Raw genomic sequence first — 15,713 nt, forward strand, 5'->3', positions numbered from 1 at the left:
TCTACCCGCCGAGTTCGTTGTCGAGTGCTGCGAAGAGTTCGTCGTCGGTCGCCGCGTCGAGGTCGGCTCCGTCGGAGCCGCCGTCCACCGTCCGGAGCAGGCTGCGCAGCCGCGCGGCGTACGTTCCCTCCGGTCCGCCGCCGTCCGCCCGGCCGGTGGCCGCGAGGGCGGCCTCGACCGCGTCCAGGGCCGCCTGGACCGGGTCCGCCTCCTCGCCGCCCAGCTCGCCCCACAGGTATGCGGCGACGGCCTGGGTGGTCGGGTGGTCGAAGACGAGCGTGCTGGGCAGCCGCAGCCCGGTGGTGGTGTCGAGCCGGTTGCGCAGCTCGACCGCGGTGAGGGAGTCGAACCCCAGGTCCAGCAGCCCGCGCTGGACGTCGATCGTCCGCGGGGCCGGGTGGGCCAGGACGGTACCGACCTGTTCCCTGACGAAGTCGAGCAGCAGCCGCTGCTGCTCTTCTGCGCCCAGGCCCGCGAGCCGTCGCGCCAACGGGATCCCCTCCGGCACGGAGGTGCCTGCCCCGGCCCGGCTCTCGGTGCGCACCAGGCCCCGGTACGCCTCGGGCAGTTCCTCCCCGAGGCTCCGCAGCACCGCGAGGTCGAGCGCCACCGGCGCGAGCACCGGCGGGGTCCCGGTCCGGCCGCCGGCCAGGGCCACGTCGAGTGCCGCGAGTGCGTCCTCGGCCGGTATCGGCAGGATCCCGTTACGGGCGAGCCTGGCCCGGTCGGCGTGGTCGAGGTCGCTCGCCATGCCGTCCTGCCACATGCCCCAGGCGAGTGACACGGCGGGCAGACCCGCGGAGCGCCGGTGTTCGGCGAGGGCGTCCAGGAAGGTGTTGCCTGCGGCGTAGCCGGCCTGTCCGGCGTTCCCCACCAGCCCGGCGACGGAGGAGAACAGGACGAAGTCCGTCAGCTCCGCCCCGGCGGTCAGCTCGTGCAGGTTCCAGGCGGCTGCCACCTTCGGCCGCAGGACCCGGGCCAGGCTCTCCGGGCTCATGGCCTCCAGCGTGGCGTCCTCGACGACTCCGGCCGCGTGCACGACCGCGGTGAGCGGGTGCCTCTGCGGGATCGAGGCGAGCAGCGCGGCCAGCGCGTCGCGGTCGGCCGCGTCGCAGGCCGCGACCCGTACCTCCGCGCCGAGCGCCGTCAGCTCGGCGGCCAGGTCCTTTGCCCCGCCGCGCCGGCTGGTGAGCAGCAGGCGGCGGGCGCCGCGGACGGTCACCAGGTGCCGGGCGACCCGGGCGCCGAGCGCGCCCGTGCCACCGGTGATCAGCACGGTGCGCTCCGGGTCGAAGGTGTCGTCGGCGGCCAGGTCCTGCCGGGGACGGGGGACCTTGGCGAGCCTGCTCACGCAGGCCCGCTCCCCGCGCAGTTCGAGCTGTGGCCGGGGGGCGGCCAGCGCGGCGGCCAGCAGCTTGCCGTCGGCCGGCAGGCCGTCGGTGATCACGTGCTGGAAGCGTCCCGGGTGTTCCGACGCGGCGGTCCGCAGCAGCCCGGAAAGTGCGCTGTGGGCCAGTTCCCCGGTGCTGACCACGGCGAGCCGTGCTCCGGTCGGCACGTCGGCGGCGAGCCACTGCCGCAGTACCGCCAGCACCTCCTCGGTGACCCTGCCGGTCTCGTCCACAGCAGCCGGGCCCACCGGAAGAACGACGACGTCGGGTGCGGCCGAGCCGGCCGCCATCGCGGCGGCCAGGCCGGCCACGTCGGCGTGGTGCTCGGCGGCGAGTCCGAGGTCGGCCTCACCGAGGACCGCGACGGTCGGCTCGCTGCCGGTGGCCAACTCCACGCCGGTCCGCTCCACCCCGTACAGGTGGCGGCCGGACGGGCGGATCAGCGTGGTCCCCTCCGGCAGCGTCCGCAGGGCGAGCGACGCGACGGTGGCGACCGGTGCACCCGTCTCGTCGGCCATCGTCACCGCGACCGTTCCGTCCTGGCCGGGCGACAGCTTGACCCGCAGGAGGGCGGTCCGCGCCCCGGTCAGCTGTACGCCGCCGAAGGAGAAGGGCAGCCGCAACTGGGCCGACTCCTCCAGGAGAAGCGGGTGCAGCGCGGCGTCGAGCAGCGCCGGGTGCAGGGCGAAGCCGTCCGGATCGGCGGACAGCCGTACCTCGGCGTACAGGTCCGTACCCGAGCGCCATGCCGCCTTGAGGCCCTGGAAGGCGGGGCCGTATCCGTAGCCCTGGCCGGCGAGGCGGTCGTACAGGTCCTCGACCGGCTGGGGTTCGGCGCCGGCCGGAGGCCAGGACGCGAGGTCGGGCTCGGGGCCGCCGGGAACGGCCGCCCCCACGGTTCCGGCGGCGTGCCGGCTCCAGACGTCGCCTTCCTGGTCCCCGCGCGAGTGGACGGCCACCGGCCTGCGGCCGTCACTGTCGGGGTCGCCGACGGTGATCTGGAGCTGGAGCGCGCCCTCGTCGGGAAGGATCAGTGGTGCCTGGAGCGTGAGCTCCTCCAGCCGCTCGCAGCCGAGTGCGGCGCCCGCGTGGAGCGCGAGTTCCACCAGGGCCGTGCCCGGGACCAGCGGGGTGCCGGCGACGGCATGGTCGGCGAACCAGGGGTGGCTGCGGGCCGAGATCCGGCCGGTGAACAGGACCCCGTCGGAGTCGGCAAGCGGAACCGCGGCCCCGAGCAGCGGGTGCCGCGCGGAGTCGAGTCCGGCTGAGGTGACGTCGCCGGCCCCTGGCCCCTCCGTGAGCCAGTAGCGCCGGCGCTGAAAGGGGTAGGTCGGCAGGTCCGCGGCCGGTCCGAGGTTCTCGCCGAACAGCGCGCGCCAGTCGACACCCACGCCCCGTACGTGGGCGTGGGCCACGGCGGTGACGGCGGTGTGCGGCTCGGGGCGGCCGCCGCGCAGCAACGGGACCAGGAGGGAACCCGCGTCGAGGAAGTCTCGGCCCATGGCGGTCAGTACGCCGTCCGGGCCGAGTTCCAGGAAGGTCCGCACGCCTTCCGCTTCCAGGGCGCGGGCCGCGTCCAGGAAGCGTACGGGCCGGCGGACGTGCCGGACCCAGTACTCGGGCGTGGTCAGCTCCTCGGCGCCGGCCAGCTTCCCGGTCATGGCGGAGACGATCGGGATGGTGGGCGCGGCGAAGTCGAGCCCCTTCGCGACTGTCTGGAATTCCTCCAGCATCGCGTCCATGTGCGGGGAGTGGAAGGCATGGCTGACACGCAGTCGCTTGGTCCTGCGTCCCCGGTCGGCGAGTTCGGTTCCGATGGCCTCGACGGCTTCCGCGTCGCCGGAGAGCACCACGGAGGTCGGGCCGTTGACGGCGGCGATGCCCAGCCGGTCCTCCCGCCCGGCGAGCAGCGGCAGCACTTCCTGCTCCTCGGCCTGCACCGCGAGCATCGCGCCGCCGCCGGGCAGCTCCTGCATCAGCCGGCCGCGGGCCGCGACGAGCTCCGCCGCGTCCGCCGGCGAGAGGACGCCGGCGACGTGCGCGGCGGCCAGCTCACCGATGGAGTGGCCCGCGAGGAAGTCCGGCCGTACGCCCCAGCTTTCGAGGAGCCGGAAGAGCGCGACCTCGGTCGCGAACAGGGCGGCCTGCGTGTGGCCGGTCTGGTCCAGCGGCTCCGGGTCCTCGCCGAAGAGGACGTCGAGCAGCGGCGTCCGAAGCCGTGTGTCGAGCTCGGCGCATACGGCGTCCAAAGCCGCGGCGTAGGCGGGGTAGGCGGCGTACAGCTGCCGGCCCATGCCGAGCCGCTGGCTGCCCTGGCCGGTGAAGAGGAAGGCCGTACGGCCGTCCACGGGGGTGCCCCGCACGGTCAGCGCCGCGCATTCCTCGACCGCTTCGGTGGCGCCGGCGGCCACCACCACGGCGCGGTGCGGCAGTCCGGCCCGTCCGACGGCCAGGGTCCGGCCTGCCGCCGCCAGGTCCTGCCGGCCGGCGACGGCCGCGCCCACCCTGTCGGCCTGTGCCAGCAGTGCCGCTTCGTTGTGCGCGGACAGCAGCAGCGGCACGACCGGCATCGGCTCGGCCGGCGGCACCGTCCCCTCGGCCGGCGGCTGCTCCACGATGACGTGGGCATTGGTACCGCTGATGCCGAAGGAGGACACGCCCGCCCGGCGCGCCCGCCCGGACTCGGGCCACGGCACCGCCTCGGTGAGCAGGTCCACCTCGCCGGCGGACCAGTCCACGTGCGGGCTGGGCTCGTCGATGTGCAGGCTCTTGGGCAGCACTTCGTGCCGCATCGCCATGACCATCTTGATGACCCCGGCCACACCGGCGGCGGCCTGGGAGTGTCCGATGTTGGACTTCAGGGAGCCCATGCGCAGCGGCGCCGGGCGCTGCTGTCCGTACGTGGCGAGTACGGCCCCGGCCTCGATCGGGTCGCCGAGCGTGGTGCCGGTGCCGTGGGCCTCGAGCGCGTCGACGTCCGCGCCGGTCAGGCCCGCGTTGGTCAGGGCCTGGCGGATCACCCGCTCCTGTGCGGGTCCGTTGGGGGCGGTGAGCCCGTTGCTCGCACCGTCCTGGTTGACGGCGGTTCCGCGGATCACGCCGAGGATCCTGCGGCCGTTGCGCCGGGCGTCGGAGAGCCGCTCCAGCAGGAGGACTCCGGCGCCTTCTGCCCAGGCCGCCCCGTCCGCCTGCGCGGAGAACGCCTTGCACCGGCCGTCGGGTGACAGGGCACGTTGCCGGCTGAACTCCACGAACAGGCTGGGCGAGGCCAGCACGGTCACACCGCCGGCCAGGGCCAGCCCGCATTCGCCGCTCCGCAGCGCCTGCGCGGCGAGGTGGACGGAGACGAGCGAGGAGGAGCAGGCGGTGTCGACGGTGATCGCCGGGCCCTGCAGGCCGAAGGTGTACGCGATACGGCCGGAGGCGACGCTGACCGTGCTGCCGACCGACAGGTAGCCCTCCATCGCCTCGGGGGCTTCCTTCAGGCGCGCCGCGTAGTCGTTGGCCATGACACCGGCGAACACACCGGTCGGGCTGCCCTTGACCGAGGCCGGGTCGATGCCCGCGCGCTCGAACGCCTCCCAGCAGATCTCCAGCAGCAGGCGCTGCTGCGGGTCCATGGCGGTGGCCTCGCGCGCGCTCACCCCGAAGAGCTCGGGGTCGAACTGCGGAGCCTCGTAGAGGAATCCGCCGTGCCGCGTGTACGAGGTGCCCGCGTGGTCGGGGTCCGTGTCGTACAGGCCGTCCAGATCCCAGCCGCGGTCGTCGGGGAACGGGCCGATGGCGTCCCGCTCCTCGGACAGCAGCTCCCACAGCTCCTCCGGGGAGCTGACCCCGCCCGGGTAGCGGCAGGCCATCGCGACGATCGCGATCGGCTCGTCGGAGGCACCGGCGTCCGGTCCGGACCCGGCTACCGCGGTGTCCGGGCCGAGCAGTGCGGTCCGCAGAAAGCCGGCCAGATCGGCCGTGTTCGGGTGATCGAACACCAGCGTGGCGGGCAGTTTCAGGCCCGCAGCCGCGTTCAACCGGTTGCGCAGCTCCACCGACTTGAGCGAGTCGAAGCCCAGCTCGTTGAAGGCCCGGTCGGGCGCGAGCTCGTCGGCGTCGGTGTGCCCCAGTACGGAGGACACGGCGCCGCGGACCAGCTCCAGCAGCGTGCGCTCCTGGTCCTTTGCGGACAGGCGCGCCAGGCGCTCGCGGAGGGTGTCCCCGCCCGCTCGCTCGCCGGCGGCCGCGCGCCGCGCCGGGCGCACCAGGCCGTGGAACAGTGCGGGCAGGGTGCCGTCCGCGCTCTGCGCGCGCAGTCCGGCGTAGTCGAGCAGCGCCGGCACGGCCGTCGCCCGGCCGGTCGCGAGGGCGGCGTCGAACAGCGCCAGCCCCTGTTCGCTGCCGATGGGGGCGATACCGCCACGGGACATGCGGGCGAGGTCGGCGTCGGTCAGGTGGCCGGTCATCCCGCTGCCCTCGGCCCACAGGCCCCAGGCCAGCGAGGTACCGGGCAGGCCCAGGGCCTGGCGGTGGTGTGCGAGCGCGTCCAGACAGGTGTTGGCCGCGGCGTAGTTGGCCTGTCCCGCGGTGCCGACCGTACCGGCCAGCGAGGAGAACAGGATGAACGCGTCCAACTCCAGGCCGGCCGTCAGCTCGTGCAGGTGCCAGGCGGCGTCGGCCTTGGGGCGCAGCACGGTGTCGAGCTGCTCGTCCGTCAGGGTATGCAGCGTGCCGTCGTCGAGGACGCCCGCGGTGTGCAGGACGGCGGTGAGCGGGTGCTGCGCGGGGATCGCGGCCAGCATCGCGGCGACTGCCTCGCGGTCGGTCGTGTCGCAGACGACCACGGACACGTCGGCTCCGTGGGCGCGGAGTTCGGCCTCCAGCTCCGGCATGCCCGCCGCGTCCCGGCCGCGGCGGCTGGCCAGCAGCAGGTGCCGTACGCCGTGTTCGGCGACGAGGTGACGGGCGAACAGCCGGCCCAGGGCGCCGGTGGCGCCCGTGATGAGCACGGTGCCCTCGGAGTTCAGGGCGGGCACGGTGCCGCCCGCCGCGGGCGACGTGACCAGTCGCGGTACGAGCAGGGTCCCGTCCCGCAGGCTCGCCTGCGCGTCCGGTACCGCCAGCGCACGGCCGAGCTCGGCCTCGGAGAGGTCCCAGTCCCCCAGGTCCAGCAGACCGAAGCGGCCCGGGTTCTCGGCCATGGCGGTACGCACCAGCCCCCAGACGGGAGCCGAGGCGAGTCCGGCCTCGGTGCGGGCGGTGGTCGCGTCCCGGGTCACGAAGACCAGGCGCGAGTCGGCGAACCGCTCCTCGGCAAGCCACTCCTGGGCCAGCCGCAGGGCCCGGTGCGCCACGGCGCCGGGGCCGTCGCCGCCGGGGGAGCCGGGGGAGCCGGAGAAGCCGGAGAAGGGGGCCACGACGAACGGCGGGGCTCCGGGCATGCCGGAGAGGTCCGAGTAGCTGCCGAGCGGCGCCGGCAGGCCGTGGCCGGACTCGTCGAGGACGGCCCATCCGGCGGCCGGGGCGGCCTCCGGGGCGGGCGTCCACTCCACGTGGAGCAGCGGCTGGCGGGGGGTGCCGGCCGGCTGCGCGGGGGCCTCGGCCCGCAGACTGAGCGTCTCCACCGACGCGACCGGCGCACCGCTCGCATCCGCCAGGGACAGTGCGGCACCCGAACCTACCGGGGTGATCCGTACGCGCAGCATGCTCGCGTCCGCCGCGTGCAACCGGACCCCGGTCCAGGCGAACGGCAGCCTCAGTCCGCCGTCCTGGGCGAGCGCCAGCGGGTGCAGGGCCGCGTCGAGGAGGGCCGGGTGGATCCCGAACTCGCCCGAAGGGGCGTCCTCGGGGAGCGCGACCTCGGCGAACATCTCCTCGCCGGCGCGCCACAGCGCCCGCAGGCCCCGGAAGACCGGCCCGTACTCGAAGCCCCGTCCGGCGAGCGTGTCGTACGCCGCCGTCAGGTCGACCGGCTCGGCGCCGGGCGGGGGCCAGGCGGTGCCGGCCGTCTCGGCCGCGCGTCCTTGCGCCTGTCCCAGTACGCCGGTGGCGTGCAGGGTCCACGGGTGGACCGCGGCGTCGTCCGGCTCGGGCTCCGGGCGGGAGTGGAACGACAACGCGCGCCTTCCCTCGTCGTCCGGGGCGTCGACCACGACCTGGAGCTGCACTCCGCCGCGGCCGGTCAGCACCAGCGGCGCCTGCAGGGTCAGCTCGTCGAGCTGGTCGAGGCCCGTGTGGTCACCGGCCCGGATGGCCAGGTCCACGAAGGCGGTACCGGGGAGCAGCACGTCGCCGGCCACGCCGTGGTCCGCCAGCCAGGGGTGGGTGTTCAGGGCGATCCTGCTGCTGAGGACCAGCTTGTCCCCGTCCGCCAGCCAGAGTGCGGCATGGATGAGCGGGTGCCGCTCGGCGGCCATACCGAGCCCTCTCGCGTCCCCGACCCGCGGCGGACCCTCCAGCCAGTAGCGCCTGCGCTGGAAGGGGTACGTCGGCAGGTCGACGGCCGTGCCGGGACCGTCGGCCACGGCGGCCCAGTCGAGCGGGGCGCCCGAGACGTGGGCCTGCGCCGCAGAGGCGAGGAAGTCGTCGAGTCCGCCCTCGTCGCGGTGGAGCGAGGCCACGGTGACGGCGCTGTCGTACGCCGTGTCCTCGATCGTCTCCTGGAGCGCGACGGTCAGCACCGGGTGGGCGCTGGCCTCGATGAAGACGCGGTGGCCCTGGGCGAGCAGGGTTCGGGTGGCCTCCTGGAGCTGGACGGTCCGGCGCAGGTTGTGGAACCAGTACGAGCCGTCGAGCTCCGTGCCGTCCAGCAACTGCCCGGTGACGGTCGAGAGGAAGGGCACTTCCACCGCGCGCGGGGTGACCGAGGAAAGGACGTCGAGGAGCTCGTCCCGCAGGCTTTCGACGTGCGCGGAGTGGGAGGCGTAGTCGACCGGGATGCGCTTGGCGCGCACGTTGCCGTCCTTGCAGTGGGCGACCAGCTCCTCAAGAGCGGTCACCTCGCCGGCGACCACCACGGAGCGCGGCCCGTTGTGGGCGGCGATGTCGATGGCGCCGTCCCAACGGCGGATGAGGTCGCCGACCTCGTCGGCCGGCAGGGCCACCGAGACCATGCCGCCCGTACCCGCCAGCTTCACGATCGCCCGGCTGCGCAACGCCACGACCTTCGCCGCGTCGTCGAGCGACAGCGCCCCCGACACCGCGGCCGCCGCGATCTCGCCCTGCGAGTGGCCGATCACCGCATCCGGCTCGATGCCCACCGACCGCCACAGCGCGGCCAGGGCCACCATCACCGCCCACAGCGCGGGCTGCACCACATCCACCCGATCGAAGCCGGGGGCGCCCTCCGCACCGCGCAGGACGTCTGTCAGCGACCAGTCGGCATACGGCGCCAGCGCCCGCTCGCACTCCGCCAGCCGGGCGGCGAACACCGGAGAGGCCTCCAGGAGTTCCAGCGCCATGCCCTGCCACTGCGAGCCCTGCCCCGGGAACACGAACACCGTCTTGCCCGGGCCCGCGACCGCACCCTGCACCAGGTTCGGCGCGGCCCCACCCGAGGCCAGCGCGTCGAGGCCCGCCAGCAGCTCGTCCCGGCCGGCGCCCGAAACCGCCGCCCGGACGGGGAGATGCGGGGCCCGGGTGGCGAGCGCCGAAGCCACGCGCGACGGGTCGGCGCTCTCCGCGGCCAGCAGCTCGCGCACCTGGCCGGCCCGCGCCGCCAAGGCCGCCTTGCTCTTCGCCGAGACCACCAGCGGCAGCCCCGCCACCCCCGCCTCGTCGGCTGCGGCCCGGTCCGGACCCTGCTCCAGGAGCACATGCGCGTTCGTGCCGCTGATGCCGAACGAGGACACGGCCGCGCGCCGCGGACGCGTCACCTCAGGCCACGCCCGGCGCTCGGTGAGCAGCTCCACCGCACCCTCCGACCAGTCGACGCGCGGCGTCGGCTCGTCCACGTGCAGCGTCGCCGGAAGCTCCCCGTTCCGCATCGCCATCAGCATCTTGATGATGCCCCCGACGCCCGCGGCAGCCTGCGTGTGACCGATGTTCGACTTCAGCGAGCCCAGCCGCAGCGGCTCTTCGCGGCCCTGACCGTAGGTGGCCAGCAGCGCGTTGGCCTCGATCGGGTCCCCGAGGCGGGTGCCGGTGCCGTGCGCCTCGACCGCGTCCACCTCGTGCGGAGCGAGGCGCGCGTTGGCCAGGGCCTGGCGGATGACGCGTTCCTGCGCGGGCCCGTTGGGGGCGGTGAGGCCGTTGCTCGCACCGTCCTGGTTGACCGCGGAGCCACGGATCACGCCGAGGATGTCGTGCCCGAGCCGCCGGGCGTCCGACAGCCGCTCCAGCACGAGCAAGCCCGCGCCCTCGCCCCAGCCCGTACCGTCCGCCGAGGCGGCGAACGACTTGCAGGTCCCGTCCGGCGACAGGCCGCGCTGCCGCGAGAACTCGACGAAGGTCGTCGGCGTGGACATCACGGTGACGCCGCCGGCGAGCGCCATCGAGCACTCGCCCTGGCGCAGCGCCTGAGCGGCCTGGTGCACCGCCACCAGCGACGAGGAACACGCCGTGTCCAGCGTCACCGCCGGACCTTCGAGGCCGAACGTGTACGCCACCCGGCCCGACAGGACACTCGAGATCGTGCCCGTCAGCAGATGTCCCTCGAAGCCCTCCGGCGCGCTCCCCAGCCGCGACCCGTAGTCGTTGTACATCACACCCGCGAAGACGCCGGTCGGGGAGCCGCGCAGCGCGGCGGGGTCGATGCCCGCACGCTCCAGCGCCTCCCACGCGACCTCCAGCAGCACCCGCTGCTGCGGGTCGGTCGCGTTGGCCTCCCGCGGACTCAGGCCGAAGAACTCGGCGTCGAACTCCGCGGCCTCGTAGAGGAATCCGCCCTTGCGCGTATACGACGTGCCGGTCTTCTCAGGATCCGGGTCGTAGAGTCCTTCCACGTCCCAGCCGCGGTCGGACGGGAACTCGTCGATCGCGTCCCGGCCCTCCGCCACCAGCCGCCACAGGTCCTCCGGCGAGGCGACCCCGCCGGGATAGCGGCAGCCCATGCCGACCACGGCGATCGGCTCGTCCAGCCCCGGGGCGTGGGCGGCCACCGGCTCCGGTCCCGGCGCGTGGGCGGCTGCCGACGGGGCGTCGGCCGCTTCGGTCGCGTCGAGCCGGTCCAGCAGGAAGCCCGCCACCGCCTGGGGCGACGGGTAGTCGAAGACGAGGGTGGTGGGCAGTCGCAGGCCGGTCACCGAGTTGAGCCGGTTGCGCAGTTCGACGCCCGTGAGGGAGTCGAAGCCGGTGTCGGTGAAGGTTTTGGCCGGGTCGAGGGCGGCGTCGGCCCCGTGCCCGAGGACCAGCCCCACCGTCTCCCGCACGGAATCGAGCACGGCCTTCGCCCGCTCCTGTGCCGCCAGCGCGATCATCCGCTGGGCCCACGACGAGTCGTCGCCGCCCGCTCCCGCGGCCGCCTGCCGGCGACGCACCCGGACCAGACCGGCGAACAGCCCGGGGAGCGCGTCCTCCTCGGCCCGGGAGCGCAGGGCGCCCTGGTCGAGTTCGGCCGGAACCAGCAGCGGCTCGGCCGAGGCGAGTCCCGCGTCGAACAGGTCGAGGCCCAGTTCCGGGGTCAGCGGGACGACCCCGCTCCGCTTCCACCGCGCGACGTCGGCGTCGGCGAGGGTTCCGGCCATCCCGTCGGCGCTGTCCCACAGGCTCCACGCGAGGGAGGTGGCGGGCAGGTTCCGGGCTCGGCGGTGCTGCGCCAGAGCGTCGAGAAAGGTGTTCGCGGCCGCGTAGTTGGCCTGGCCGGCGTTGCCCATGATCCCGGCGATGGACGAGAACATGACGAACGCGGCGAGGTCGAGGGAGGAGGTGAGGCGGTGCAGGTTCCAGGCCGCGTCCGCCTTCGGACGCATCACCCGCTCCAGCCGGCCGGCCGACAGCGACGCGACCGTCGCATCGTCCAGGACGCCCGCCGTATGCACCACGGCCGTCAGCGGACGCTCGGCCGCGACCTCGCCCAGCACACCGCTCAGCGCGTCGAAGTCCGCGACGTCACACGCCGCCACCCGGGCCCGTGCGCCCAACTCGGCCAGCTCGGCCACGAACTCGGCAGCACCCGGCGCCTCACCGCCACGGCGTGACACCAGCAGCAGGTGGCGCGCCCCGTGCTGCGTCACCAGCCGCCGCGCCACCAGCCGGCCCAACGTGCCCAGGGCACCGGTCACCAGGACCGTGCCCTCCGGGTCCAGCGCCTGAGCCGCGTCCGCCGCGGCACCCGCGGCGCGCGCCAGGCGAGGCACGAACAGCTCGCCGCCCCGCACCGCCACCTCGGGCTCCCCCGAAGCCAGCACCGTCGGCAGCAGCCCCGTACCACCCTCGTCGACGTGGGCAAGGACCAGCCGGCCGGGCTGCTCGGTCTGCGCGGTGCGGGTCAGGCCCACGAGCGGGGCCGTATGCAGCGCGCCGTCCGGTACGACGAGGACGAGGCGGCTCTCGGTGAACTGCGGGGCGGCCAGCCACTCCCGCACCGCCTCAAGGCCGCGCGCCGCCGTGGCGTGGGTGCGCTCAAGGACGTCACCGGTGCTGGTGGCAAGCTCCTGCGCGCCGAGCACCACGAACTCCGGTGCGGCGGCGCCGGCGTCGACGGCGGCGCGGAGATCGGCGAGGTCGGCGTAGGGCGCCTCGCCCAGCCGGACCCACCGCTGCTCCGCGACCGGCTCGGCCGCGGGGACGGCCTCCCAGGCCACCTTGTACAGGGACTCCACATCCGGGCCGGCGGCAAGCTGGTCACGGGCGATCGGCCGCAGGGCTACCGATTCGATCGCCGCCACCGGAGCGCCGGCGCCGTCGGCGAGAGCGAGGCGGGCCGTGTCCTGGCCGGTACGGGTCCAGCGGACGCGCAGCACCGTGGGGCCGACCGCGTGCAGCGCAAACCCCGAGAACGAGAACGGCAGCCGGATGGTGCCGTCCTCCTGCGCCGAGTCCGCGTCCTCCAGCACGAGCACAAGCGGGTGCAGCACCGCGTCGAGGAGGGCGGGGTGCGCCCCGAAGCGTGCGGCTTCGGTGCGGAGCTGGTCGGGCAGGGCGACCTCGGCGAAGAGGTCGTCACCGGCGCGCCACGCGGCGCGCAGGCCGTGGAAGGCCGGCCCGTAGCCGTAACCCAGGTCGTCGAGGCGGTCGTAGACACCGTCCAGCGGGATGGGGGTGGAATCGGCCGGCGGCCACTGGTCCAGGGAGTCGCCCGGCGCGGGGACCGAGGACGTGAGCAGGCCGGCCGCGTGGGCGGTCCACGGCTCGTCGCCGGTCCGCGCGTACACGGTGAACTGACGGTCGCCCCGCGCGTCGGCCCCGTCGACGGTCAGCCGTAGCTGAACGCCGGACGTCTTGGGGAGGACCAGGGGCGCCTGGACGGTGAGTTCCTCGACGGTGGCGTAGCCCAACTGGTCGGCCGCGGCTCCCGCGAGCTCCAGGAACACCGTGCCCGGGACCACGACCGTCCCGCCGATCGCGTGATCGGCCAGCCACGGATGTGAGGACAGCGACACCGGGGCCGAGAACTGCACCGCGTCGCTGTCCGGCTCCGCGATCACGGCAGCCAGCATCGGATGGTCGACAGCCGTGAGCCCCAGGCCCGCAGCATCGCCGGTACGCGGCGCGTTCAGCCAGTGGCGCTGTCGTTGGAAGGCGTAGGTGGGCAGCTCCACCAGACCGGATCCGGGCAGGGACTGCTCCCAGTCCACCTCCACACCATGGGTGTGCACGGTGGCCAGCGCGGTCAGGACAGAACGCACCTCGGCACGGTCCCTACGCAACACCGGCACCACGACAACGCCCTCGATGCCCTCCAGACACTCACCCGCCAGACCGGAAAGCACCCCACCAGGACCCAGCTCCACAAACGCCGTCACACCCAGACCGGCCAACGTACCGACACCATCGGCGAAACGCACCGCCGAACGCGCCTGAACAGCCCAGTACTCGGCCGTGAACTCCTCGACCACCTCACCCGTGACATTCGAGACCACCGGAATCCGCGGAGCCGCATACGTCAACGACCGAGCAACCTCGGTCAACTCCTCCAGCACCCCGTCCAGATGCGCCGAGTGGAAAGCATGGCTCACCTTCAACCGCGTCGCCTTCACACCCTCAGCACGCGCCAGCTCCACCACCTCCAGCACCGCCGCCTCATCACCCGACACCACCGTGCTGACAGGACTGTTGCAACCGGCCACCTCCACACCCGCACGCCCCTCAAGCCACCCGGCCACACGCGCTTCACCCGCACCCACAGCAACCATCACCCCACCCCGAGCCACACCCTCCATCAACCGCGCCCGCACACACACCAGCCGCGCCGCATCCTCAAGCGACAGCACCCCCGCCACATGAGCAGCCGCCAACTCACCCACCGAATGACCCACCAGATAATCCGGAACCACCCCGTAATGCCCCAACAACCGGAACAGCGCCACCTCAACCGCAAACAACGCCGGCTGCGTGAACACCGTCCGATCAAGCAACTCCGGCTCACCCTCGATCACCCCGGCAAGCGACCGACCCACATACACATCAAGAACCGCAACAACCTCATCAAAAGCAGCCGCAAACACAGGCTCAGCCGCATAAAGCTCACGCCCCATACCCACACGCTGACTACCCTGCCCCGAAAACAAAAACGCCACCAAACCACCCGGCACCACACGACCCGACACCACACCCGCCGCAGGCACACCCTGCGCCAACGCCCGCACACCCGCCAACAACTCCTCCCGCGTCTCCCCCACAACCACCGCACGATGATCAAAACGAGTACGCGAAACAGCCAACGAACGACCCACCACCACAGGATCCAGCCCCGGCCGCCCCTCCAAAAACGACACCAACCGACCCGCCTGCACCGACAAAACCCCAGCCGACCCACCCGACACCACCCACGGCACCGCACCCGACACCCGCTCCGCCACCACCGCAACCCCAACCCCCGACACCTGCTCAGGGCACCAGTCGGAGAGCACGACGTGGCAATTCGTGCCGCCCATGCCGAAAGAGCTCACACCTGCGTAGAGCGGCTCGTTCGGCCGCGGCCACGGCTCGACGCTCTGCTGCACGGCGAGCTTCAGCTCGTCGAGCGGAATATCGGGGTTGGGCGTCTCGAAGTTCAGGCTCGGCACAAGCTCACGGTGACGGAGGCAGAGCGCTGCCTTCAGAAAACCGACGATCCCGGCGGCGCCCTCCAGGTGCCCGACGTTGGTCTTCACCGAACCGACTCGCAGCTCAGCTCCGTCCGCGCGGCCGTCACCGAGGACCGCGCCCAGAGCCGACGCTTCGACCGGGTCGCCCAGTTCGGTGCCCGTGCCGTGCAACTCGACGTACTGCACCTGCTCCGCGGACACCTCGGCGCGCTCGTATGCCTGCCGCAGGACGTCCTGCTGGCCGACCGGGCTCGGTGCGGCGAGCCCCTCGGTCGTCCCGTCGTTGTTCATCGCGCTGCCGTGCAGCACGCAGTAGATCGGATCGCCGTCCGCCACAGCGGCGTGCAGCGGCTTGAGCACCACAAACGCGCCGCCCTCACCCCGTACATATCCGTTCGCCCGCGCGTCGAAGGTGAAGCTGCGGCCGTCGGGGGAAAGTGCGCCGAACTTCTCCGCACCGATGGTGCTGTCCGGCACCAGATTGAGGTTGACGCCGCCGGCGATGGCCATGGCGGACTCGCCGCGGCGCAGGCTCTCGGCTGCCAGGTGCACAGCGACCAGCGAGGAGGACTGGCCGGTGTCCACGGCCGCGCTGGGGCCGTGCAGACCCAGCGTGTAGGAGATCCGGTTGGCCACGACACCGCGGCTGAGCCCGGTCAGGGTGTGCCGGCTGATGCCGTCGATCCCCTGTTGGTGGGTGAGGGCGGCATAGTCGTCGGCGATGATGCCGGCGAAGACGCCGGTACGACTGTCGGCGAGCCCTCTCGGGAGGATCCTGGCATCCTCCAGCGCCTCCCAGGCGAGTTCGAGCATGAGGCGCTGCTGCGGGTCCATCGACGACGCCTCACGCGGACTGATCCCGAAGAACCCCGCATCGAAGCCGCTGACGTCCGCAAGGTAGCCACCCGGCCGCGCGGGTAGTTCCGGCCGGCTTTCCGGGGGCGCGTCGATCGCGCTGCGGCCGTCGCGCAGCAGCTGCCACAGCTCGGCGGGGTTCTCCGCTTGCGGCAGCCGACAGGACATACCGACGACGGCGATCGCCTCGTCCGATATCGACATGTCCGCTTGGAATTCAACCATGGTCGAGCTGCCCTACCTATTGTTGCGTACGATGCGTGAGTTGTTGCTGCGCTGACCGGTGAGCCGC

1 protein-coding gene is annotated in these 15,713 nt (G+C 73.4%); it reads right to left on the reverse strand.

The genetic code is table 11. From position 1 onward, the window contains the following. Window position 1 precedes the first annotated feature (1 nt). Window positions 2-15,646 (reverse strand): type I polyketide synthase, encoded by a 15,645-nt coding sequence (locus H297_RS43960; protein ID WP_158693631.1) that lies wholly within the window; start codon window positions 15,644-15,646, stop codon window positions 2-4. Between the last annotated feature and the right edge of the window lie 67 nt (window positions 15,647-15,713).

This window comes from Streptomyces sp. CNT360 (genome assembly GCF_000424785.1).